24 protein-coding genes are annotated in these 25137 nt (G+C 31.7%); 10 read left to right on the top strand and 14 right to left on the bottom strand.

Annotated elements, in window-relative coordinates:
- Window positions 1-38: 38 nt before the first annotated feature.
- Window positions 39-782, top strand: a complete 744-nt coding sequence (locus AC1EUY_RS09845) for a murein L,D-transpeptidase catalytic domain family protein (protein WP_480195359.1) — start codon at window positions 39-41, stop codon at window positions 780-782.
- On the opposite strand, the gene AC1EUY_RS09840 is transcribed toward AC1EUY_RS09845, so the two are convergent.
- The 3 genes from AC1EUY_RS09840 to AC1EUY_RS09830 form a co-directional block, all read right to left on the bottom strand.
- The gene (locus tag AC1EUY_RS09840) at window positions 779-2434 is read right to left on the bottom strand and encodes a L,D-transpeptidase family protein (protein WP_480195358.1); all 1656 of its coding nucleotides are present in this window, start codon (window positions 2432-2434) and stop codon (window positions 779-781) included. The genes AC1EUY_RS09845 and AC1EUY_RS09840 overlap by 4 nt on opposite strands.
- 94 nt (window positions 2435-2528) lie before the next feature.
- A complete protein-coding gene (locus tag AC1EUY_RS09835) occupies window positions 2529-3374 on the bottom strand; it encodes a M57 family metalloprotease (RefSeq protein WP_480195357.1) in 846 nt (281 codons plus the stop codon).
- Between the two features lie 101 nt (window positions 3375-3475).
- Window positions 3476-4753: a DUF2851 family protein gene (locus AC1EUY_RS09830; RefSeq protein WP_480195368.1), complete on the bottom strand. Its 1278-nt coding sequence runs from the start codon at window positions 4751-4753 to the stop codon at window positions 3476-3478.
- 95 nt (window positions 4754-4848) lie between these two features.
- Here AC1EUY_RS09830 and AC1EUY_RS09825 point away from each other — a divergent pair, with 95 nt between their 5' ends.
- Genes AC1EUY_RS09825 through AC1EUY_RS09815 form a run of 3 tightly spaced genes read left to right on the top strand, consistent with a single transcriptional unit; the run spans window position 4849 to window position 7439 of the window.
- Window positions 4849-5799, top strand: coding sequence for a bifunctional helix-turn-helix transcriptional regulator/GNAT family N-acetyltransferase (locus tag AC1EUY_RS09825; protein ID WP_480195356.1), 951 nt, complete (start codon window positions 4849-4851; stop codon window positions 5797-5799).
- A 42-nt stretch (window positions 5800-5841) separates the two neighbouring features.
- On the top strand, window positions 5842-6693 hold the full coding sequence (locus AC1EUY_RS09820) for a peroxiredoxin family protein (RefSeq protein WP_480195355.1): 852 nt from the start codon (window positions 5842-5844) through the stop codon (window positions 6691-6693).
- 14 nt (window positions 6694-6707) lie between these two features.
- Complete coding sequence (locus tag AC1EUY_RS09815) at window positions 6708-7439, top strand: Sec-independent protein translocase family protein (protein WP_480195354.1); 732 nt, start codon at window positions 6708-6710, stop codon at window positions 7437-7439.
- Window positions 7440-7444: 5 nt separating this feature from the next.
- Here AC1EUY_RS09815 and AC1EUY_RS09810 read toward each other — a convergent pair whose 3' ends face one another.
- The 5 genes from AC1EUY_RS09810 to AC1EUY_RS09790 all read right to left on the bottom strand — a co-directional run bounded on the left by AC1EUY_RS09810 (window position 7445) and on the right by AC1EUY_RS09790 (window position 11910).
- Window positions 7445-8425, bottom strand: coding sequence for a PLP-dependent cysteine synthase family protein (locus AC1EUY_RS09810; RefSeq protein WP_480195353.1), 981 nt, complete (start codon window positions 8423-8425; stop codon window positions 7445-7447).
- Window positions 8426-8477: 52 nt separating this feature from the next.
- Complete coding sequence (locus AC1EUY_RS09805; RefSeq protein WP_480195352.1) at window positions 8478-9473, bottom strand: glycosyltransferase family 2 protein; 996 nt, start codon at window positions 9471-9473, stop codon at window positions 8478-8480.
- A 132-nt stretch (window positions 9474-9605) separates the two neighbouring features.
- Window positions 9606-10613, bottom strand: a complete 1008-nt coding sequence (locus AC1EUY_RS09800; protein WP_480195351.1) for a type II toxin-antitoxin system antitoxin SocA domain-containing protein — start codon at window positions 10611-10613, stop codon at window positions 9606-9608.
- A gap of 18 nt (window positions 10614-10631) precedes the next feature.
- Window positions 10632-10982, bottom strand: coding sequence for a hypothetical protein (locus tag AC1EUY_RS09795; protein ID WP_480195350.1), 351 nt, complete (start codon window positions 10980-10982; stop codon window positions 10632-10634).
- A gap of 262 nt (window positions 10983-11244) precedes the next feature.
- On the bottom strand, window positions 11245-11910 hold the full coding sequence (locus AC1EUY_RS09790; RefSeq protein ID WP_480195349.1) for a uracil-DNA glycosylase: 666 nt from the start codon (window positions 11908-11910) through the stop codon (window positions 11245-11247).
- 49 nt (window positions 11911-11959) lie between these two features.
- Between AC1EUY_RS09790 and AC1EUY_RS09785 the strand changes: the two genes are divergently transcribed.
- The 3 genes from AC1EUY_RS09785 to AC1EUY_RS09775 all read left to right on the top strand — a co-directional run bounded on the left by AC1EUY_RS09785 (window position 11960) and on the right by AC1EUY_RS09775 (window position 16060).
- On the top strand, window positions 11960-14161 hold the full coding sequence (locus tag AC1EUY_RS09785) for an endonuclease MutS2 (RefSeq protein WP_480195348.1): 2202 nt from the start codon (window positions 11960-11962) through the stop codon (window positions 14159-14161).
- A gap of 171 nt (window positions 14162-14332) precedes the next feature.
- Window positions 14333-15238, top strand: coding sequence for an OmpA family protein (locus tag AC1EUY_RS09780; protein ID WP_480195347.1), 906 nt, complete (start codon window positions 14333-14335; stop codon window positions 15236-15238).
- Between the two features lie 6 nt (window positions 15239-15244).
- Window positions 15245-16060, top strand: a complete 816-nt coding sequence (locus AC1EUY_RS09775) for a helix-hairpin-helix domain-containing protein (protein WP_480195346.1) — start codon at window positions 15245-15247, stop codon at window positions 16058-16060.
- A gap of 59 nt (window positions 16061-16119) precedes the next feature.
- On the opposite strand, the gene AC1EUY_RS09770 is transcribed toward AC1EUY_RS09775, so the two are convergent.
- From AC1EUY_RS09770 to AC1EUY_RS09745, 6 genes are read right to left on the bottom strand one after another with little or no spacing between them, the layout of a single operon-like run.
- On the bottom strand, window positions 16120-16347 hold the full coding sequence (locus AC1EUY_RS09770) for a hypothetical protein (protein ID WP_480195345.1): 228 nt from the start codon (window positions 16345-16347) through the stop codon (window positions 16120-16122).
- Window positions 16348-16352: 5 nt separating this feature from the next.
- The gene (locus tag AC1EUY_RS09765; protein WP_480195344.1) at window positions 16353-17627 is read right to left on the bottom strand and encodes a glycosyltransferase family 4 protein; all 1275 of its coding nucleotides are present in this window, start codon (window positions 17625-17627) and stop codon (window positions 16353-16355) included.
- On the bottom strand, window positions 17624-18814 hold the full coding sequence (locus tag AC1EUY_RS09760; protein WP_480195343.1) for a glycosyltransferase family 4 protein: 1191 nt from the start codon (window positions 18812-18814) through the stop codon (window positions 17624-17626). Before AC1EUY_RS09760 ends, AC1EUY_RS09765 begins: the two co-directional genes overlap by 4 nt.
- Before the next feature lie 3 nt (window positions 18815-18817).
- Complete coding sequence (locus AC1EUY_RS09755; RefSeq protein ID WP_480195342.1) at window positions 18818-19327, bottom strand: class I SAM-dependent methyltransferase; 510 nt, start codon at window positions 19325-19327, stop codon at window positions 18818-18820.
- Complete coding sequence (locus tag AC1EUY_RS09750) at window positions 19311-21743, bottom strand: YfhO family protein (protein WP_480195341.1); 2433 nt, start codon at window positions 21741-21743, stop codon at window positions 19311-19313. The genes AC1EUY_RS09755 and AC1EUY_RS09750 overlap by 17 nt, the downstream gene beginning before the upstream one ends.
- A gap of 12 nt (window positions 21744-21755) precedes the next feature.
- The gene (locus AC1EUY_RS09745; RefSeq protein ID WP_480195340.1) at window positions 21756-22049 is read right to left on the bottom strand and encodes a DUF4834 family protein; all 294 of its coding nucleotides are present in this window, start codon (window positions 22047-22049) and stop codon (window positions 21756-21758) included.
- 74 nt (window positions 22050-22123) lie between these two features.
- On the opposite strand from AC1EUY_RS09745, the gene AC1EUY_RS09740 reads away from it, so the two are divergent.
- From AC1EUY_RS09740 to AC1EUY_RS09730, 3 genes are read left to right on the top strand one after another with little or no spacing between them, the layout of a single operon-like run.
- Window positions 22124-23305, top strand: a complete 1182-nt coding sequence (locus AC1EUY_RS09740; RefSeq protein WP_480195339.1) for a transporter — start codon at window positions 22124-22126, stop codon at window positions 23303-23305.
- Window positions 23302-24420 (top strand): GNAT family N-acetyltransferase, encoded by a 1119-nt coding sequence (locus AC1EUY_RS09735; protein ID WP_480195338.1) that lies wholly within the window; start codon window positions 23302-23304, stop codon window positions 24418-24420. The genes AC1EUY_RS09740 and AC1EUY_RS09735 overlap by 4 nt, the downstream gene beginning before the upstream one ends.
- Window positions 24420-25127, top strand: a complete 708-nt coding sequence (locus AC1EUY_RS09730; protein WP_480195337.1) for a 16S rRNA (uracil(1498)-N(3))-methyltransferase — start codon at window positions 24420-24422, stop codon at window positions 25125-25127. The genes AC1EUY_RS09735 and AC1EUY_RS09730 overlap by 1 nt, the downstream gene beginning before the upstream one ends.
- Window positions 25128-25137 lie beyond the last annotated feature (10 nt).

Genomic DNA, 25137 nt, shown 5'->3' with positions numbered 1-25137 from the left:
TTTTTAATGGAAAATTATAAACTAATTTCTATCTAAACATGAAAGAAAAAGGACTTTTATTGATTTTATTTTTATTTACTTTATCTACTATTTCTTGGAAAAGCAGTGTTGAAAAACCTATTGTAAAAGAAAAAACACCTATTCTTAAAACCAATGAACTTTCCTTTGAAAGTTATGCCTATAACTTTTATGAAGATCTCCATACAGAAAATCTAAATTTTAAAGCATTTAAAATCGCATTAAAAGGGTTTTTAACCTTACAAAAAGATAATAAATTATCGAATACTAGATTTCTAACTGTAATTGATTTTAGTAAGCATTCTAAAGAAGAGCGTTTATTTATCATCGATACAAAAACGAAGCAAGTAGTTCATAAAAGTTTAGTGGCTCATGGCAGAAATTCTGGTTTCGAATTTGCAAAATATTTTTCTAATAAACCTAATAGCCATAAAAGTAGTATTGGTTTTTATAAAACTGCAGAAACTTACATGGGTAAACACGGGTATTCGCTTCGTCTTGATGGATTAGAATACACCAATAGCAATGCTAGGAAAAGAGCTGTGGTAATTCATTCAGCTGACTATGCTAGTCCTGATTTTGTGAAAAGAAACGGCAGATTAGGTAGAAGCTATGGGTGTCCTTCGCTACCAAAAAAAGGTTATAAAAACGTTATTGCCAAAATAAAAGAAGGTAGTTGTTTATTCATTTATTTTCCAAAAAGAGACTACTTGTCTAAATCAAAAATAGCGAATACTTCAGTAGCTATTCAGAAAAATACCTAATCATTATTTGGTTGGTATTTTTTATCTATTTGACGTAATTGCTCTAAAATAAGTCTGTCCTTATTATACATATCATCATATAATACAACTTTATCATTTTCATTAACATCTACAGTAAAATAATATAGAAATACTGGTAATCGCTTTTTAAGTCGTATAGATTTTTGCTTTTTAATACTTATATATTTTTTTATAGTATCGATAGTCATTCTATTTTTATCATACGTAAGTAAGTTATCAGCTAATTGTAAAGCATGTTGTACGCGAACGCATCCATGACTGTAGGCTCTTTTCTCTCGATTAAACAATGATTTTGAAGGAGAATCATGCAAATATATTGCATTTTTATTGGGAAAAATAAATTTGACCAACCCTAGTGAATTTGACCAGCCACCAGCCTGTCGAACCAGATAATTAAACTTACCCTTATTGATTTCTTCCCAATTTAAACTGGCATAATCTACTGGTTCTTTTTGATAGGTAATGATTTCAAAATTATTTCTTTTAAAATATGTAGAATCCTTTTGCGCCTTCACAAACACCTCTTCTAACGATATTTTTTTAGGCACATACCAATACGGGTATGCAATCACCGAAAGTAATGAGTCTTTTATTTCTGGGGTTTGTGTTTTATACTTTCCTACAACAGTATTATATTGATGTTTTAGTTTACCTTTCACAAACATTTTTACATTATACGCAGCAATATTTGCCAATAAATAATCTTCTGGTAATGTATCTTTCCAACGCCATCGTTCTAGGTTAGCCACCAAGGTTTGATAATACCTGTAAGGGCTTTTAGAGAGTGCCTTGGCAGTGTTACTACCTACTAAACCATCGGGTTTTAACCCATGATCTTCTTGAAACTTCTGCAAAGCAGTATTAAATATAGAATCTGATGCTACACTGTCTAAATACTTATGTAAGATTAATGCCTTTTGAGCTTGCGTTAAAGCCTTTATTGAATCTTTTCTAAAATTCGTTACAGAGACATAATCGGTACTCATTGATCCGTTATCCAAATAATCAGCAAGTTTAAATTGAATTTTCTTATAGGTAGCGCTTTTAGGCTGTAAGTCAAATAATGAATTGAGTAAAGTTTCAGATGTTAAAGCATTTTTAAAATAATCAATAAAGTTTACAGTTAACTTCTTTCTTGGCAACTCAGTAATTCCTGTTAATGAATCTAACACACCATAATGCAAGTGTTTCCCGAAAAACATATAGGCATCAGAAAGTTTTAATTCGATCTCAGATGCAATTTTGTATTTCTTTTTCTCATCAACTTCTTTTAAAAGTTCTTTGGTAAGCTTTCTAATTGAATTCACATGATAATATGAAGCATTAAGTCCATACTTTCTAGCTTCTGTTAAACTATCTAACAACGCTTTTGCCTTATTATTTAAGGTTAATGAATCACTAATCCAGATACATTGATGATTAAGATCATTATAGAGAGAATCTAACGCAAAATTTTTATTAGAAAAGCCTTCGTTTAATACACTTAAATTTGACTTTAAATAGGATTGTAGTTCTTTTTTATAATCAATCTTAGGTGGCGCAGTGGCAAAATTTACACCTTCTTTTTGCAACTCTTTTGCACAAGAAATTAAAAGTAGAAAAGTACTGATATTAAGCAGTATTTTCTTCATAGCATTTTGGTTTTTCAATTCTGGTACTTATAAAGATACAAAAAAGCTGCCAAATAGCAGCTTTTCCGATTTTATTTAAGCTAGTGTTAAACGCTTAATAAAGTACATTTAAAGCAATCACATCATTATTATTAAATGTAATAGCTGGACCACAAGATTGCATTAAAGAAGTTGCATCTGATTCTGTTGGTGTACCTGCAATATGAATTGCGCCAACTCCAGCACTACCTTCATTCACATTAGAACCACAACTTTCTCTTGTTTGATAATCTGTATGACGAAAACCTATACAATGCCCAACTTCATGCGCCATAGTACCTGCAAGCTCAGCAACACTCGGTGCAATAGAAAGTTCAAACCAACGACTATTGATACCAAAACCTTTAGCTGGATCGCCTTTTCGAGTTGGAAAACCAGCAGCTCTACCTAAAGTAATAAAGCCTCCAGATTCTAACTCATAAAATTCGGTAACTTCAATATTAGCGCTTCTTTTACCCTTTAAGCCAAAATCAACTCTCCTAAAAGTGATTGATAACCCTTCAGCATTATACATATCGATCGTTGCATCTAAAGCATCAGATCCTATTTGACCTAAACCAGGATCAACACTCATTGTAATCACTCTAGAACCACCTCTAACACTTACAATATTGTTTGTTCGATACTGCTTTGTTTGAATTGCGCCCTCATTAGCATCAGCCATTTCGTCTATTTGTTCTAATGTAAAGAACATATCTTCTACGGCAATTCCATCTTCTCCCATAAAATTCATATACTTTGCATTAGAAATGTCAAAATACATTTTTTCTAATTTCGCAAGTGCGTCTTTAGGGATTTCATTTTCAATAGATGTATTATCTTCATTACAAGCGACAAAAATTGTTAAACAAGCTAACACTAATACTGATGCTAACTTTGTAATTAAATTAGTTTTTTTCATTATTTAAATAAATTGGTTAATAAATTATTTGTTAAAAAACAGGCGAATATAAACTTATTATCTAAAAAAAATAAATATTTTATATTAACATCACTTATTTATTACTGACTTGTTAATAACTTAACTCCTATATTACAATTTAGACAGTTGTTATTTTGACAATATTTTTTCTTTAATTGTAGCAGTGACTGAGAATGTAATGCAGATTTTGATACTACACCCAACTCACTAAAATGTCTAATTGTAGTATTTTTTTCAGGTTTAATAGTATCGATTAATGCTAGTACCTCATCATTATCTGGCTTACCAAGATGTTTTTTATAAATAAATTTTAAAGGAATGATCGTATTGATAAGCAACAGATCTATAAAAGGTTTTGATAATATTTTAGCGCTTTTTTTAGATGTAGCATCGAACGTATAATGTGCATCCCAAAATGAAGATGCCTTTACAGAAAAAAGATCGTAAAAATCATTTTTAGAAGAAGTGACAATAGCTTGAGAAAATAAATTTTTATGCTTAAAATATAAGGCAGCTAATTGAGCTAATCTAATTGTAGGAAAATTATGAGGTCGCAATCTAAAAAACTGCACACTTAATTTATCTTGAACAATTAGTTTATACTTCTTTACTTGAAAATCATACTCCTTTTTTAGTGAATTATAATAACTACTGTCCTTCTTTTCTAATAATAGCCCTACTTGACCCAAAAAAAGTGCTTCTAAGTTTTCCTGTGAATGAGATTCTTTTCTAATAATAGAAAAATCAATTTTTGTTGCCATATCAAAAAATGACTCTGCATTCACCTTTAAACCAAAATTTCTGGCTAACAACCTGAAAAGTACAGCTTCCCAATCGTTATTAGATGTAGTTAATAAATCTAAAATTAGATTTCCTTTCTGTTCTAATCTTTCAAAGTATAATCGCTCTAACCAATTATCAATTATAAAATTATCTATCTTATTAATTTGGCTTTCACAATTAATCCATTTTCTTTTTTTAGAAAATAATTCATAATATTTTTTAAGCACAGATATATCAATAAACTTTGAAAGTTCTAAAGTTGCAAGTTCTGTATTGTCTTTTCTAAAAACAGGTACGTCATGTTCCCAAACAACGTGCAGAATTACATTATCATAATTCGTATCTTTTTCATGACCATGCACATACCAGTCTGAAGATTTTACATGCATTTCGATAGTACCAGCCCATAATTGATTATCTATTTTTAATAGTGCATTAAAAAAATCTGGCCCAGTATTCATATTGCGATGACCTACATTTTTCACAAGAACCGATTCGTTCTTAACTGTTTTTAAAATGTTGGTATCAAACATTTTATTTACCCAAAGATAATATAGAAAGTCTTCTTTAATCACCAAGGTAATATACTAATTTTTAGCTGTTTTATTACAAGTTTTGCTATTTGTAAAATAATTTATATTTTTACATAAGCACTTATATAAATATTTATATGAATTCATTAAGAGGATTAGGAAATATTGGTATTGGCTCTCGTCTAAAAAGATTGAGCGAGTATATGATGAAAGAAACACAGTTAGTGTATAATCATGTAAATCTAGATTTTGACCCGTATCTATTTCCTTCTTTTAAAATTATAACTCAGAAAAAAGGCGTTACAAATACTGAACTAAAAAACAGTTTGCAATTGTCGCAACCTGCAATTACACAAATAACTAATAAACTATCAAAAAAAGGGTTAATTGCTTTAAAAAATGATTCTATTGACAAACGAAAAAAAATCATTACGCTTTCTAAAAAAGGTAAAAATTTATTACCGAAACTAAAACCAATATGGAATGCTATTGAGAAAACTATTAATAAAATTACTCAACATACTAGCACTTCTCTAATAGAACATATAAATCATTTAGAAGATCAATTCAGTAAAAAAGACTTCAGTAATTTAATACTTGAAAATATGGAAACAAAAACTGAAATAGAAATTATAGATTATAACAACAAGCACAAAAAGTACTTTTATGACCTAAATATAGAATGGTTAGAAACTTTTTTCTATGTAGAAGCATATGATAAAGAAGTACTTAGCAAACCTGAAAAATATATTTTAGGAAAAGGAGGTTATATTTTCTTTGCAAAATATCAAGACAATATTGTGGGTACTGTGGCTTTAATGCCTATGAAAGATAAAAATGTTTTCGAACTCACTAAAATGGCTGTTTCACCAAAGTATCGCGGTTTAAAAATTGGCCAACAATTAATGCAAAAATGCATTTCTTTTGCCAAAGAAAGAAAATTTAACAAATTGACTCTTTATTCAAATAGAATTTTAGAAAACGCCATTTACATCTATAGAAAATATGGTTTTATAGAAATACTGGTTGAAAAAAAATCTCCTTATAAACGGAGTAATATAAAAATGGAACTAAAAATTAGTTCATAATATTCTACTAGAACTCATATATTAGCGTCTATATAAAAAAATATGGTCAACTTATCAAAATCTATTTTTATATCTGCGCTAAACATTATTGCTGTTTATATCTTTATAAGTAGTTCATTTAAATTATTTACAGATGGCTTCTCATTTTTACAATTAGGTAAACTCATTTCTTCTGGATCTATTGTCTCCTATTTTGCTGGCTTATTCTTATTTCCGAAACCAAGAACTAGTTTAAATCTAAAACCACATACCATAGTAATAATTATAGGATTACTTTGTAGTTCAATAGCTGCTTTTATACATAACGAACATATATTTAAATCTATAACTATTGCATTTTTATTATTGGTATGGCTTCTATATGTTTATTGGTATTCTAAACTAACTAACGATGAAAGCAAGGTTTTAAAATTAGGAGAAAAATTACCCGTTTTTGAATTAGAAGATATTGACAGTAATCGTATAGTTTCTTCAGGTTTTAAAGGTCAACCTACTATATTTTTATTCTATCGCGGAAATTGGTGCCCATTATGCATGGCGCAAATAAAAGAAATAGCATCTCAGTATAAAGAGCTATCAAATAGAGGTGTAAAAACTGTTCTTATAAGTCCTCAACCTCATAAGTTTACCAAGACTTTAGCAGAAAAACATCAGGTTTCTTTTGAGTTTTTAATTGATGCTAATGGTAAGGCAGCAAAACAATTAGGTATCTACCATAAAAACGGAATACCAGCAGGTTTTCAATTATTAGGTTACAATTCAGACACGGTTCTACCTACAGTTATCATTACCGATAAAAATTTAAAAATAATTTATTTAGATCAAACTGATAATTATAGAATTCGTCCAGAGCCAGAAGAGTTCTTAACTATAATTGATACTCATTTAAAATAATTTTTGCGTGGTATATGGATAAAGAGAATATTTTAAATGAGATTATTATCGGATATCGCAACCTCATCGATGAGCGTTATCAATATAAAAATCTTATTAAAAAATATGAATTACCATCTTCTATCACTGAAGATCAAATTAATGAAATTAGAACCTATTTTTTAACCTACATCTATCCAGATCTTCAAAAAAGAAAGCAACTCGATGAAGCTTTTGAAAGTCTAGATAATTATATTAAAAACCCAGGTAATCTATTACAAATATTAATTGATTCTGCATCTCTTATTTTTAAACATGGTCGATATCTTCCAAAAATATTAAACTCTGGTATAAAAGCTTTACGCTCGTTTCGCGATGCAAACACGTTTGAAAAACAAATCATAGCACAAGCAGAAAAATCAAAAAAAGAACCTCCTTTTACTACTGAAATCATTTATAACTTCATTAGAAAGTTACCGAGAGCAGATGTAGATAACTTTATATATGGTACTAAAACACTATTTGAAACGCTACATGATAGAAAACAGGTAGAAAAGATTATTGAGATCATCTCTTTTTTGATTATAAAAATGAAGAAAAAACCAAAAGCGTATTCAAAACAAGAAATTAAGGGATTAGAAATTGGCTATGAACTTATCGCAAAAGGAAACGATTTATTTAAAAACCTTGGTAAAGAAAACCAAGAACAACTTATTGATTTTATTGTTCAAGTCGAAACAGATACATTAGATAGTATCTACACTTAAAAAAGTTAATCTATATATCCCATTTCACGCATCCAATCATTATTAAACATCTTACCTACATAGCGACTTCCGTGATCGTGAAATAATACCACTACTACATCATCTTTGGTAAAATGCTCTTTTAATTGTAATAAACCTTTTACAGCAGCTCCCGCAGAATTCCCTAAAAACATTCCTTCTTCTTTAGCAAGCAGTTGCGTATATACCGCAGCATCTTTATCGGTTACTTTCGTAAATCCGTCAATAATAGAAAAATCTACATTCTCGGGTAAAATATCTTCACCTATACCTTCTGTGACATACGGGTAGATTTCATTTTCGTCAAAAATACCTGTCTCATGATATTTTTTAAATACAGATCCATAGGTATCTATACCCCAAATTTTAATATCTGGATTTTGCTCTTTTAAATAGTTACCAACACCAGATATCGTTCCGCCAGTACCTACACCTACCACAAAATGTGTGATTTTACCATCAGTTTGTTTCCATATTTCAGGGCCCGTACTTTCATAATGCGCTTTTGCATTACTAGGATTATCATATTGGTTTACATACCAAGAATTAGGTGTCTCCTCTCCCAGCCTTTTAGAAACTGAATAATAACTTCTCGGGTCGTCTGGTTCAACATCTGTAGGACACACAATTACCTCGGCACCTACAGCACGTAAAATATCCATCTTCTCTTTAGATTGCTTATCGCTAATCACAAAAATACACTTATATCCTTTTACAATTGCAGCGAGTGCTAACCCCATACCTGTATTACCAGAAGTACCTTCGATGATCGTTCCGCCTGGCTTCAAGCGTCCATCTGCTTCGGCATCTTCAATCATTTTTAAGGCCATACGATCTTTTACCGAATTGCCAGGGTTAAACGTTTCATATTTTGCCAACACCAAACATGGTAACGCTTCCGTTAACTTATTGAGTTTTACCAACGGCGTATTACCAATGGTTTCGAGTATGTTCTTAGCGTATTCCATCTATTCATTTTGTCGGCGCAAAAATAGTAAATACTAATCGTAAAATAATAGGTTAACGAAACATTCTTGGAAAGGCTTTTTCTATCGGATTTTGAAGCACGCTTATGCGAAAAACAGATCGTAAGAAACCGAACCCATATCCTAAAAATTGCACAAGCGTTGTCAACATACTCATAAGCGCAACACTAAAATTTTGATTTTTAACAAAGCTATCTAAAAATAGTAAGATAAAATAGAGGCTAAACCCTAATAAAAACCAAGTATAACCAAAGAAAAAGGCAACCACAGAAAACAACAAGCCAAGTACAAACAAACTAGGAAACCAATAGGTAATCTTTGCCGTTTTGGGATGTTGCTTATTTAAAATCGGTCTAGCAGCACCAAAATTAAAGGTTTGTTTAAAAAAACTTAACAAGGTATTTCTACGTTTATGATAGACAAAGGCTTTTTCAATAAACTGAGATTCAAATCCGTTTTGCCGCAATCGAAAACTAAGGTCGATATCTTCACCAAAATGCTGTGCTCCAAATCCATTAGTCTTTTCAAAAGCAACTTTTGACAAGCCCATATTAAAACTACGCGGTTGGAATTTTTTTATATTTTTATTTCCACGAATGCCTCCTGTTGTTAGTACCGAGGTCATCGAATAGCTAATCGCCTTTTGTAAGTGGGTAAATGAAGGATGCGAAGCATCTGCACCACCAAATGCATCGGTAAAATTATTTTGTAAAGTAATATCGACTTCCGTTAAATAATGTGCTGGTAATAAGACATCAGAATCTAAAATGATAAAATAGTTTCCATTAGCTTTTTGCATTCCATGATTTCTGCTCAACCCAGGACCACTATTGTCTTTAATAAAATATTGAAGATAAAGTTTGTCTTTAAAGTTGTTTACTAGCTCTTCTGAAGTAGTATTAGAACCATCTTCAACCACCACCACTTCAAAATCGTCTTTAAAAGTTTGTTTACATAAACTTTTAAGTAATTCCTTAATTTCTTGAGGGCGATTATAAACAGGGATAATTATAGAATACGAACGTTGCAACACATATTTGGTTTGCTGTAAAAATAGAAATTTAGTTTGATTCTTAATTCGTTTTCAGGCAACTTCGCTTATCACTCGCTAAACGGAATTAAAACTCAGCTTAAGCTTAACGTTGGCAAACATTTGAAAAAATCAGACGTGAATTAATTCAAATGAATAATTATAATCTATTAAACTTTTGCTTTTTTCATTTTCTAACCAAGCTTTTTCATCATGGCTTTTTTGCATTATTTGTGTAGCATTACATCCTCTGAATGTACTTACAATAACATTTAAAGACTCTATTTCCTCGGAACTGAATAATTCAGAATTAAAATCCTTTTGACTCGATTTATAAAAACATTTACCCCAATATCCATTACCATAATCTTCCACTTTCATAAAAATATAATCCTTATTTGCTGCATAATCAAAGATACCTCCAAATCTCACTGGAACTGGACCATAATTATGTGCCATATAATTTGAACCACTTATTGAATATGCTGTCTTCTTGTAATTATAAAAATCAGAATAAAACAATAATTTATTCATCATTGTTTCGGTAGGATTTAGCTTTTCGGCAAAAAACAAAATCATATTTGCCATCTTTTCCATATCAGGTTTTCTATAACCTGTATAATTATCTGGTAATCTATTTTCAAATAAGATATCTACATATTTATTATCATCCTTGCTCTCTCGATAATTTTCAATGACAACCTCAATCTTTTTAAGAATTTTTATTTTTTCTTCATCGTTTAAATCATTGTTTAAATCCACTAACAATTTAAAGTTCAAAATACTGTTTAAAACGGTATTAATTAAATTAGCATTTGCTAAACTTGGAACTTCACCTTTTTCATAATTCCTATAACTATTAGTCCCAAAACCCAATATTTTGGACATCATACTTGCAGATAACCCATAAGTATTTCTTAATTTAATAATTTGGTCTGGAAAAGGGATATTATGTTTATCCCTATATTGATTATAAACTTGATTTAAATTAAAATCATCTAACTCTGTGGTTGTAAATGATTCTCCACTTTCTTCACAAGAATAACTTTTGTGATTATACTCGAATTTTTCTTTTCGAAATTCCAAAATACTCTTTTCAATTTGTAAGGTCATTTCCTTACCTGTGATTGGACTTTTCATAATTAATTTGTTTTTAGTTTAATCCTTAAGCGGAAATTTCATAGGGAATTCAGCCTTGTGAAAAGAAATGCAAATTGCTTGGTCTGTGATTTGAGAAATAGTTAACTTAATATAAATTTGTTGACCTTTAATTGTTTTGCCAAAAACCCACATTTCAGTTCCTCCTTGTTGAGTTTCCTCTAAAGGTCCTTCACTATAATCCTCAATTTCTAGATTGAGAATTATTTCTTCACGCATATTAGCAGTAATACTTAAATCTGCAAGATTTTGAATACTATTTTTAGGGCGATTGGAAAAGATAATACCCCATACTTTAATAATCTGCTTTAGTTTTTGTAAAAAAGATTGTACAATTAATTTATCTGCCATTTTAACGTGTCAAATTCAGTACAAATATAGAAATATTTTAAATAAAAACACTATAAAGTTGCGTTATTAACACTTTGTAAACAAATATACAACTTTAAAGTGTATAAAAAAAGTTTGCCAACACCGTGCATTATTAATTGCTTGGCTCTAAACTACATAGGAATATCCTTGCGGATACTTTATTTAATTTGTATTTGCTAACTTTTAACACTTAAACACACAACGAAACCATACACAAAATCGATAAGCGAAACTGGTAAATTTACCACTCAATTATTTCTAAATTTTCACTTTTTAGTAAAGCATTTGTTTTCGAAAAATGCTTGTTACCAAACCAATAGCCTCTATTAGCACTTAAAGGTGAAGGATGCCCAGAAGTTAACACATAGTGTTTTGATGTATTAATCTTCGCTCCCTTTTTCTTGGCATACCCACCCCATAATAAAAAGACTACATTTTCTTTTTGTTCAGAAATTTTAGCAATTACCGCATCTGTGAATTGCTCCCAACCTTTATTTTGATGTGAACCTGCTTGGTATGCACGAACCGTTAATGTTGCGTTTAATAATAATACACCTTGCGCTGCCCATCGTTCTAAATTTCCGCTTGACGGAACTGGCAATTCTAAATCAGTTTCTAGTTCTTTAAAAATATTAATCAATGATGGCGGATGTGCTATACCATCATTTACCGAAAAGCACAAACCGTTCGCCTGTCCTACCCCATGATACGGATCTTGACCAATAATCACCACCTTTACATCATTAAAAGAACAGTGATCAAAAGCCGAAAAGATCTGACTTCCTTTTGGATAGCAGGTATAATTTTTATATTCACTTTTCACAAAATCGGTTAGTGATTTAAAATAGGGTTTCTCAAATTCGTCTTGTAAAACAGCTTTCCAACTTTCGGCAATTTGAACATTCATAATACTCGTAAAAATAGTTACTTTGCAGTGTGTTTGTAAAAGTACAATTTTGAGTAGCAAAATCACCCAAAAAACATTGAATGATCTCGAGTTTTATACCGTGATCGATAGTATAAGTGAATACTGTATTTCTGATTTAGGTAGAGAGGCTGTTCAAAAACTAGGTCCGATCTCAGCTAAACTCAAATTACTAGAAGAATTACAATTGGTAAGTGAATATGTAAGCTCTTTCGAGAATGAGAATAAGTTACCTAATCATCATTTTGATGAAATTACCAAAGAGATTCATTTATTAGGTATTGAAGATAGTTTTTTAGAAGCTGATGCTTTTCTAAAGATTGCAGCTATTTCTGAAACTGTAAACATTCAATTAAAATTTTTAAAGAAATTTCAAGAATATTATCCAACACTCTATAAAATAGCTTCTAATGTCGAATTTACTAGCACATTGATAGATTTTATAAGAAAAGTCATCAACAACTTTGGCGAAGTTGACAGTAAGGCTTCAGATCAATTAAAAAGTATTCGTAAAGAACTCAACACAGTTAGAGCTAAGATAAGCACCAGTTTTTCGAGTGCGATGAGCCGTTATGCGAACGCTGATTATTTAGATGATATTCGTGAATCTGTTATTGAAAATCAACGTGTTATGGCGGTTCAAGCCATGTATAGACGTAAAGTAAAAGGTTCAATTTTAGGTACCTCAAAAACTGGAAGTATTGTTTTTATCGTTCCAGATGCAACAGCAAGGTTGAATCGCGAACTTCAAGATCTTATTCATGAAGAAAAAGAAGAGATTGTAAGAATTCTAAAAAAACTAACAAATGATATTCGAATATACAGCCCTTTATTAAGTACTTATCAAGAATTCTTAACACAGTTAGATCTTATTGCGGCAAAGGCAAAATATGCAAAGCATATTGGTGGTATCTTACCCAACATCTCGAATACTAAAAAACTATTCTTACGCGATGCGTATCATCCTATTTTACTTGAAAGTAATAAGAAACAGCATATAGAAACGATACCTCAGACGTTAGAATTAAACAAAGAACAACAGATTATCGTTATTTCGGGTCCTAATGCTGGTGGTAAAAGTATTACGTTAAAGACTATTGGTTTATTACAAGTTATGATTCAAAGTGGTATTTTGATACCCGTTCATGAACGTAGCGAGGTCTATTTTTTTGATACTATTCTCACCGATATAGGAGATAATCAGTCAATTGAAAATCAATTAAGCACCTACAGTTACCGCTTAAAAAATATGCGTGCTTTTTTACGTAAATGCAATGCGAATACGTTGTTTTTAATTGATGAATTTGGTACGGGTAGTGACCCAGAATTAGGAGGTGCATTGGCAGAAATCTTCTTAGAAGAATTCTATGAAAAAGGTGCTTATGGTATAATTACTACGCATTATGCAAATCTAAAAGTATTAGCAGATGAGCTCGATAACGTTACGAATGCTAACATGCAATTTGACGCCAAAACATTAGAGCCAACTTTTAAATTACTTACAGGGCAGGCCGGAAGTTCTTTTACGTTTGAAGTAGCTCAAAAAAATGGAATACCATTTAGTTTAATCAATCGTGCTAAGAAGAAAGTAGAACGCGAAAAGATTCGCTTAGACAAGACTATTTCTAAATTACAACAAGAGCGCAATAAGTTGAGAAAAACTTCAGATAACTTAGAAAAAGCACAATCGAAAGCACAAGAGCATACCGAGAATCTATCTGATAAAGAACGAAAAATTCAAGAAAAACTAGAGCGTTTTCAAGAGTTGTATGATAATAATCAAAAGATGTTATCATCAGGTAGAAAATTTAACGAACTCACCAATAAATATTTTCAAACCAATAATAAAAAACAATTTTTAACCGATTTGATGAAATGGGTAACCATAGAAAAATCAAAACATCATAAAAAGAATAAACCTAAAACAAAAGCTGAAAAGAAAGTCATAAAAAAACAAGAACAACAACAGCAACAAAAATTAGAAATAGTTAAAAAGGAAGTTCTTGAAAAAGTAAAAAAAGTTCGAAAAGAAAAAAACACCGAAGCAAAAAAAATCGCTAGAGCTAAAGCTGATTATAGTTACAAGATCAATGACAAAGTACGCTTAATAGATAGTAATTCGGTAGGCACTATAGAAAAAATAGAAAAAAATAAAGCCACCATAAACTTCGGTTTAATTACCACTAAAACTTCACTTGACAAAATAGAGTTAGTACAAGCCGCAAGAAAATAACATCTATAAAATGTGACGTCTAGGCTTCTAATTGTGTCTCAAATATTAGAAAAGCTTACAGGTGTATTTCGTAATTAAATTTATAATATACTAAATACGAGATTAGTACATTTGTAACACAGCAAACTTTTTGTTACATTTAGCTACAATTAATTAACCAAAACTTAAAACATGAAAAAATTCTGGCTTGCCTTTATGCTTTTTCTACTTTGGGCTGTCTTTGCATTAGTATTTCACCAATACATCAGTAATAGTATTTGTGGAGAATGCGCAACAGCTCATAATTTAAAAGAAGGGCATTCAATTAACAAAGAAGAACCAAAAACTTCTGTAGAAGTACCTAAAACCGCTTTCTCAATACTTTCGTCTGACGGTAGTACTGCTTTTAACTTTCCGAAAGGATTTATAACCAAAGAAGCAAATGGAGGCGTAATAATTCCTAACGAATTGAGTGGTTTTAAAGATTCTATTTATAATTTTCTTAATGCGAATCAAGATAAAGAGCTATTATTGAATGTGAAGCATTTGGCTTCTGAAGTTGATACTAGTAAAGATATACATTTAGGTAATTCAAGGGCAGCTTTATTGAAAGACATCCTTGTAAAAGCAGGTGTAAACCCAGATAGAATTGTACCCAACACTGTAGTATCAGCATATAATTATGATACTAATGGTAATTATTTTGATGGTGTTTCTATGGCATTTCAAGATATTACAGCAGCACACGCACTAGAAATTGAAGCAGGTATTAGTAACAAAACTTTATATGCCGATTTTGCAGAAGCAGAATTTAATCCTGATAGAACATTAACTGCATATACTATCGAACTCAAAAATTATCTACAAAAATATGCTGGTAAAAAAGTAATTGTTACGGGTCACACCGATAGTATTGGTGTTAATAATTACCAGTGGGGTTTAGATAGAGCTAACAATGTGAAAAATTATTTAGTTACACAAGGTATCGCTGCCGACATTATAGAAGTAGTCTCAAAAGGTGAAACCGAACCAGTAACAAGTAATGACACAGAAGAAGGAAGAGCAAAAAATAGAAGAATAGTAATAACCGTAAAATAATAACCAATGACCTTATCAATATTTTCAAATCAAAATACCGCTCATTTAATCGAACTTTTTTTATGGATGCTTGGCGCTTTTTTAATCGGATGGTTTTTCTGGCGTTGGTGGTATCAAAATAAATGTAAAAATGAACTTATAGAGTGGAAAAACAAGTATAGAGACCTTGAGAATCGTCAGAATACAACCATAAAAGCTACGAAAGTGACGGCTTCAGGTGTATCAGACCCAAGCATCGTAGCTTCAAATTTTGTAGATGGCGTTGCAAAAGCAGATGATGTTAAAGATGATCTTACAAAAATTGAAGGTATAGGCCCTAAAATTAAAGGACTTATTAATGATGATGGCATTTGGAGTTTTAATCAGTTAGCAGGTACTAAAGTAAATAGACTTCAAGATATATTAGATAATGCTGGCTCAAGATATAGAATACATGACCCTTCGACATGGCCAGCACAAGCGCGTTTAGCTGCAGATGGTAAATGGAGTGAGCTAGAGAAATGGCAAGACGAATTAAAAGGAGGTGTAGCGGTAAGTAAGGATGCAAAGTCTGGCGATACAGGAGATTCTGTAAAAGATGATCTTACAAAAGTAGAAGGTATTGGTCCTAAAATTAAAGGCTTATTAAATGATGATGGCATTTGGAGTTTTAGACAATTGGCAGATGCGACTGTAGATCGATTACAAGAAGTTTTAAACAATGCTGGTCCTAGATATCGCATGCACGATCCAGGTACTTGGCCAAAGCAAGCTGATTTAGCTGCAGACGGTAAATGGAGTGAACTAGAAAAATGGCAAGATGAATTAAAAGGAGGTCGCTAAATACTAAAACCTCTTTTTTGGATGAACCCTCTATAAATTAATCTATAGAGGGTTCTTTTTTAATCCTCATATCGTTCCATCTCTCTATCATAAAAGTGAGAAGCTTCTTCAATAAGCGCATTAACTTCGTTCTCTAAAGTAGATTCATTATCACTTACTACTTCTTCTAACCATTCTATCTCATCATTCACTAAATTGATGATGAATTGAGGATATTCAGTGTGCACAATGAAAATATCATCTGGATAATCTGTATTATCGCCTAATAAAAATTTGGGTAATTTCATAACTTCTATAAGATTGCAACTATTTCTTTGAGTATATCAACCAATTGCTTTGTTAATGATTTTCTATGGTATTGCTCAATTTTTTTTGAATCAATTATAAGATTGTTAACTTTAAAAGCATCAAATAAAGTCTTTATCTTTTGTTTTAATCTTTCCTTATCTGAAAAATCAACCACAAATCCAGCTTCAGTTTTATTTAAAATTTCTGCTAAATCTCCGTGAATTGGTGCTATGGCTAAAATAGGTCTTTTTGCTTGTAAATATTCAAAAATCTTTCCTGTAATAATACCTTTTGCGCTTGGCACATTGTTTACGAATAACATCAAAACTTGTGCTGACTTTTGGTATTGTAATATTTCATCATGAGGCACATACGAAATTAGATTTGCGTATTTTTTTAAATCGAAAGTGTTTAAGTCTTTTAGAACCTCATCTGCAACGGCACCAATGAATTTTAACTCTAAATCAGCAGCAAAATCTTCAGATTCTTTAATAAGTTCTTGTAACGTCTCCCAAAGTACAATATGGTTTCTATCAGCGTTCATCATACCAATATGTACCAAAGAAAATTTTTCATCTAAAGCTACATTAGATTCTACTTGTTCAGAGTCAAAACCATTAGTAATTACATGAACATTAGTATTGTACTTTTTATAACTGTCTGCCATTGTTTTACCAATCACTACTACTGCATCAGCTTTTTTTAGCACTTTTTGTTCTAAAAATCTATGTTTCTCTATAGATTTAGTAGTTAATGGTAATTGATGAAAGTAATCGATCTCTGTCCAAGGATCTCGAAAATCTGCCATCCATTTTATGCCTAATTTTTCTTTTAATCCGAGGCCTATTAAATGCATACTATGCGGTGGACCCGTAGTAATAACAACATCAATTGGATGCTTACTTAAATAGTTAGACAAATATTTTATGGATGGTTTCACCCAAAATTTACGCGCATCTGGTATAAAGTAATTGGCACGAATGTATTGGACAATTTTCCCTAAAAAAGAAGGATTGGTATTTAAAAAACCAGCACTTGTTTTTTTTGATGTTTTTTTTAATAATGAATTGGGTTCCCAAATAGGTTGCCTTAACACTTCAATATCTTTTGGAATATCGTTTAGTAGAGATTCATCTTCTATAGCATACTTAGGATCTTTGACGGTATAAATAACAGGCTCAACACCAAATGCTCTTAAATATTTAGCAAATTTTAACCAACGTTGTACACCAGAGCCTCCAGCAGGTGGCCAATAATATGTAATGATGAGTACTTTCAATTTGCTAATTTATCGTACAAAGCTATCAATTTAGTAGCTGTTTTTTTCCAATGGAATTCATTTTTTATAAATGCTTTTCCATTTGCTCCCAACGTTTCCGCGAAAGCTTTGTCATTATACAACTTCAATATTTTTTCGGCAAAATCGTTTACATCACTGTCTTTATGAACAAGACCACTATTCACACGTTCTATAAGATTTTTCTGAGCGATAGCATCACTCACCAAAACAGGCTTCCCAAAACTCATATATTGAAATAATTTATTTGCATAAGCAATATCATGCTGAATATTTCTGTGCAATGGTGAAATACATATAGCACTCGCCATAATATAAGAAGGAAATAAACTTACATCTTGCCAACCTTCAAAATCAACATAATTGTTTATTTCTAATTCTTTTACCTTTTCTTTTAAAATGGTATCGGTTGTATTCTTACCTACGATGACCAACTTAACATTTTCTATGGTTTCCTTTATCGTAGCAATGGCTTCAATAGCAGTTAACAAGCCTCTACGCAAACCGGTATCGCCTACGTAAAGAATAACAAAATCTTCTTTATATTTTGAAATGATTGTATTGTTTAGAATAAACTTCGTATAGAAAGATTTCAAGACCGTATTCGGCACTACGTGAATTTTATCATCGGTAATCTTTGTCCTTTGAATGACCTCATCTTTAAATTCATTCGAAACTGTAATTACTCTTGTTGCTTTCGCAATGAACTCCTCTTCTTTTTGTTTCCACTTCTGCGGAGAAATCAAGTACTTACCAGGAAATTTTTGTAAATGAGGATAAAACTTCATAATTTCTGGTATATTATCATGTAAATCTAAAACAGTAGGTAATTTTAGTTTTTTATTGGCTTTAAAAACGGCGGCTGCAATTCGCATATCATGAATATGGATTACCTCTATAGTATTTTTCTTTAAAAAGTGTTTAATTTTTCGTAACATTACATTCGTGTAAAACGGAAATGTGTATGCCAAGGCTGATAGTTTGTATTGTAACTTATTAGATTTGTAGCGCCTAACCTCTATACCTTCAATAATTTCCTTGTTGGGAAAATTTTGATATCCTAAACAAAATAAAAATACTTGATGACCAGCATTAACCAAAGAAACCGCTTCGTTTTCAACACGAGGGTCTGGCGGAAAGGTTTTATCTAAGATCATTCCGATACGCATAGGCTATCGTTCTGCATATACGGCATAATACCGTGGTGTATATTTTCTCAAAATGGGTCTAAAACCAATTTTATTGATAGGACTTGTCCATTTTTGAGTTTCTTTAATTTTCCAGCCAGATTTTTCTAACAGCCAATCAAATTGCCAATCTTCAAACTCATGGTAATGTCTATCCCATTTATCAGTCTTTGAACGATAAGCGCTTGCAAACCAAAGATTCAATGGAATCGTCGCGATCAACTTTGTTGGTTGAATTTCACGTAATACGTTAAAAGGTGCTATAAGATGCTCAAAAATTTCAAAAGCTGTCACTGCATCAACCTTATATTTTTTCACCACTTCAGGTAAAACATCTAAATCTTCACCTTCGGTATTATATACGGTATAACCGTGCTTTTCCATGATTTCGGTAAAATCATTTCGCGTGCCCAAATCTAAAATAGTAGCTGGAGCTGGTACTACTTTCTGTAAAAACTCAATGGTATGGTTATAGCGCTTATTGTGGTGACTCATGCCTTCTCTTTTCAATAAAAAACCAACCTGCAGGCACTAATAATAATAAGGCATAGGAAATTAATGTAATTGTATTTCCTTTCTTTATAACTGTAGGTTCAAATTTAAATTCGATTGTATGCTTACCTTCTGGTATTACCAAAGCACGCAAAACATAATTAACTCTAAAATGTGGTGTCAATTCACCGTCAATGTAGGCATTCCATCCTTCTTTATAGTACATATCTGAAAATACAGCCAATTGCTCAGAATTTGATTGTGATGCATATGTCAAAGCATTGGGTTTATAATCTGTTAGGGTAATTGTAGCTGTTGAATCTTTTTGAAATGATGTATTTTTAAGCAGCTCTTTAAATTCGATATGTACGATCGCCTTTTCCTTTGTTTTCAAGCTATCTAAGGCCATCATCTCTGCATTCGCAGAGTTCACAAATTCTACAGTATGTACAAACCACGCATTACCGTTTGCGTCTTCATTTTTTTGCAATTGAAGACTACCCTGCTGATCTGGAAATAGAATATACTTTGTGTTTAGCATATTCAGTACTTCAATATTATTCTTGGCAATTTGATATTCGAACAATTCTTCATAGCGACGTGGCTTTGCCGCATGATATCCACCGATAGAATTATGAAAATAGGAGGTACTACCATCATTTATAGGGTTTACTGCAAAATTTGCCACACGGTAGTAAGATTTATCTTTTAGAATTTCTTTATCTATTGCTGATGCTTGAAAGGGTTTTTCTTCTCTTGTTTTAGAAACAAAATCATCATTGTTTAGATAACGCCTATCAACACCTACTAAATCAAATAAAATAAGGATTGCAAAAATTGCTAATGTAGTATTCTTGTTAATCTTATCTTTAAGAAATGCCCATAAAGCAACAGCCGAAAGGAGAATTAAAAGTAATGAACGTAAGCTATCCTTAAAAAACAGCGATTTTCTATCGATAATAAACGCTTCAGAAATTCCTTCTAATTGTTGTTCCCAACGTGCATCTCTAAAGCTTTCAAAACTGAATAAACTTGTTCCTACTAACGTAAAAAGCAAGGTAAGTCCTCCTACTCCATAGAGTGCGTATTTTAAATATTTTAGCTTTTCTTCTTTTGCATTTGATGCGTTCAAAAACTTGTTAAGTGCTAGTATGGCTAATAAAGGCACCGCTAATTCTGCAATCACCTGAATTGACGAAACAGCTCTAAACTTATTGTACAAAGGAATATAATCAATAAAGAAATCGGTTACTATAGAAAAATGACGTCCCCAGCTCAATACGAACGAAAAAATCGTGGCAGCAATGAGCCACTTTTTTAGGTTTCCTTTTACTAAAAAAGCTCCGAGAATAAATAAAAATATGAGAATAGACCCAATATAAAAAGGGGCCTCAACTATAATTTGTTCGCCCCAGTACCCTGGAAAATTCTCACTAAAATCTTTGGCTTGCTTTCGTCCAACTTTATTCTTTAAAAAATCATAGGTTTCTGAGTCTTTACCTATGTTCTCATAACTACCACCACCATAAAACCTAGGAATAAGTACATTAAAATTTTCAGCCGGCTCAATACTATATTGCGTAATGTATTCTCTCGATAAGCCTGTAGTGATCTCTTCTTTTTCAGAGCCATCGGCGTTTATAGTTAATTCACTTTTACTTCGGGTACTATGACTTGCGTATTCTTTGGTAGCCAATAAACTAGTGGCATTCACCCCTACAGCCAATAGTACCGCTGAAGCTAATATGCCAACTGTTTTGAAAAAATTTGGCAGCTCTTTCTTTTTAAAAGCATCTATCAGATAAACGATACCTAAAATAAGTACAGAAAAAAGTAAATAATATGTCATTTGAGGGTGATTCGCATTAATCTCTAATGCCATTCCTAATGCAGTTACTAAAAAACCAAATAAATATCTTTTTTGAAATACAGCAATAATACCCGCTAAGACGACTGGCATATACGCTATCGCATGTGCTTTTGCATTATGACCTGCTGAGAAAATACTTATAAAATACGTTGAAAAACCAAACGCCAATGCTCCTAAAATTGCTAATTTCCATTCTACTTTAAGTACATAAAGCAATACAAAAAAACCTAAAAAATATAAGAATAAGTAATCTGCTGGCCTAGGTAAAAAACGCAATGCCAAATCGGCTTTCTTAATATAATTATGAGGATAGTATGCACTCAATTGATAGGTAGGCATCCCTCCGAAAGCTCTGTTTGTCCAATAAGGTTCTGCATCATTATCTTTACGAAAATCTGCTACTTCTTTAGACATACCCCTAAACTGGGCTATATCACTTTGAAACAATTTCTTACCTTCTAGAACTGGAGAAAAATATGCCAGTGCTGCAATAACAAAAACAGTAATAGCTACTATAAACGGAACTATTTCTTTTCCTAAATCTTTCATTAAAAATCTTGATTAATCGACCTCTTCAAAATCAACATATTCACCCATATCGGCATCCCCTTTTTTCTGCTCTGGTCTTCTATCTATGGTGGTTTCTCCCACTTTACTTTGTGTATCTCTATTATTAAATTGATCTTGCTGTTGTTGGAATTTTCGCTCTACATTTTTTGCAAATCTATTCATCATAAAAGGTAATGCTATTCTCATAATTAGCTTTAAGCCATAATAAATTAAAAGTATAAATAATATCGTTCTTAAAAAGTTCATAAATCCAGCTTCTTGCATAAATTTTGAATAATATGCCAAAAGTAACAATTTGAGCGCAACTTAAACGTTAGTATAATGATAAAATAACACAAGCGACCCTAAGAATTTATACCATGAGATATCTCCTCGGCATCATTCTATTCATTATCTGCATTCAATTTAGTAGTGCTCAGTACACAGAACTTATTAACTCAAGACGCCCTGGCTTTAGTGATAGTCCGTTTAGTGTTGGCACTGATGTTTTACAATTTGAAGGAGGTTTATTTTATCGCAGTATTGATGATAGAGGTACAAATGTAAATTCTATAGGTAGCGACATTATGGTGCGCTACAGTAAGTTTTTAGAAAAGCTTGAAGTGAACTTAAACGTTAAATTTCAGCAAGATAAAATTGATTTTGCTGAAAATCTAGTAATAGCAGACCCTTCCTTAGAAAACATATCACAACTTGCTTTTAGTCAAGCTACAATTGGTGCAAAGTATTTGGTGTATTCACCAAAATATCAAGATAAATCTAAAGAAATTCGTAGTTGGAAAAAGAGAACTTCATATGATTGGAAGCGTCTTATTCCCGCCGTAGCAATTTACGCCGGTGTAAATTTACCCATCACAAAAAATTATATAGGAACCCAAGTTCCTCAGTATATAAAAAATGAATTCAGTCCAAAAATAGCGCTATTCACGCAAAACAACTTTACTAATAAATTTGTATTTGTAACGAACCTTATTATGGATAGAATAGGTTCTGATCAAAAAGAGAATTCTTATATCTTAACCGCTACCTATTCTGTTAATAATAAATGGTCTATATTTGGCGAGCACCAAGGTATTTTTAAGGGTGATAATATTCCTAATGATTTTCAGTTTGGTGGTGGTGTTGCATATCTTTTTAATAGAAATATGCAATTTGATTTGTCAGCCAGAGCTATTAGTGACAGAGGTGGCTCTACCCTTCTGATTAATACAGGTTTAGCTTGGCGTTTAGACAAGCATAAAGATTCATTTAAGGTTATTGGTGCTGACGGACAAGCGGTAGATGGTGAGAAAAAAGGAGGTTTCTTTTCTCGATTGTTTGGAAAGAAAAACAAGTTCGGTAAGCAACGTAAGGTAAAGAAAATAAAAGCCAAGAAACGCAAAATAAAAAAGGATAAACCTAAGAAAAAAAGTAAAGCTCAAAAACGTAGAGAAAAGGATGCCAAGAAGAAGGCAAAAGAGGATGCCAAACAACGTAAAAAAGAGCAAAAAGATTATAACAAGAATTACGATCCCAATCAAGAAAACGATACTAATTTATGATTACCATTAAGGAAATTACAACTTCTTCTGAATTAAAAAAATTTGTAACATTTCCTTTTAGCTTATATAAAAATAATCCCTATTGGGTACCACCAATTATAAGCGAAGAATTAAACACTTTTAACAAAGATAAAAATCCGGCATTTAAAACTGCCGATGCTCGATTTTTCTTGGCCTACAAGAGCAGTAAAATTGTAGGACGTGTGGCTACAATTATCAATCATATAGAAGTTAACAAACAAGGCATAAAAAAAATGCGGTTTGGTTGGTTTGATGTAATTGATGATATCACTATTACCAAAGCATTGCTCAATAAGGTTGAAGAGATTGGCAAACAACACAATCTCGAATATATAGAAGGCCCAGTTGGGTTTTCAAATTTAGATAAAGTAGGCGTGCTTATTGATGGTTTTGATCATCTAGGCACTATGATTACTTGGTATAATCACCCATATTACAAAGAGCATTTTGAAAAGCTTGGTATGATAAAAGAGAAAGAACATTTAGAATGGCGTTTCCCCTTTGAAAATGTGAAGCCAGAGTTTTTCAAAAAAGCACAAGAATTAATTAAAAGGAGATATGAGCTCACGGCTTTAGACTTAAGAACTACGAAAGAAGTACTGATGTATGCAGATGCCATGTTTGATTTGTTTAACGATTCCTACGCAAAACTATCTACATTTACGCCTATCACAGATGAGCAAAAAGCCTATTTTAAGAAAAAATATATCAGCTTTATAAACCCTCGTTATATTAAATACGTAGTCGATAAAGATGGTAATTTGGTAGCATTTGCTATTGTAATGCCCTCTTTCTCAAAAGCGTTACAAAAAAGTAAAGGGAAATTATTTCCTTTTGGATTTTATCATCTTTTACAAGCTAAAAAACATAGTAAGGATGTTATTTTTTATCTAATCGGAGTGCATCCTGATTATCAAAGAAGAGGCGTTCATGCTGTAATTTTTAATGAATATTATGAAACGTTTAAAGCGTTGGAAATTAAAAACTGTATTAGAACGCCAGAACTTGAAGATAATATCGCTATTCAGCAAATTTGGAAACATTTCGATCCTAAAATTGTAAAACGTCGAAGAACATATCGTAAAAACCTATAATGCAACTTTTTTACAATAGTATTTTAAAGCCTGGTGATAATCAACTTACTTTCGATAAAACTGAAAGCAGACATATTGTTAAGGTTTTACGTAAAAAAGAAGGAGATATTTTACATATTACAAATGGCAATGGTCAATTGTTTGATGCAAAAATATCGGTAGCTAATGATAAAAAATGTATTGCTACAATTATACATTATTCGAACCAAGAAAAATCTTGGAACTATAATTTGCATATCGCTATAGCTCCTACAAAAAATAATGATCGATTTGAATGGTTTTTAGAAAAAGCTACAGAAATAGGTGTTGATGAAATTACTCCTATTATTTGTGATCATTCTGAACGTAAAATATATAAGATTGAACGAGGTCAAAAAATTATAGAATCGGCTGCTAAGCAATCGTTAAAATATCACTTTCCAAAGTTAAATACACCCCAAACTTTTAAAGAGTTTATGGCCCAAAGTATTCATGGGCAGAAATTTATAGCACATTGTGAAAACGATGCTTCTAAGACATCTTTGGCATCTATTTTACAAGAAGAAAAAAATAGTACTATTCTAATTGGACCCGAAGGTGATTTCAGTTCTCAAGAAATTACTTTGGCTAAAACTTATGATTTTCTTCCCGTGAGTTTAGGTGAAAGTAGATTGCGCACCGAAACAGCAGGTATTGTTGCTGTGCACACCATTTCTTTATTAACATAAAAAAAGACCA

Source organism: Maritimimonas sp. 2210JD6-3, from assembly GCF_056591795.1.
The sequence above is the reverse complement of the archived record's forward strand: the minus strand, read 5'-3'. Positions and strand labels throughout refer to the sequence as shown.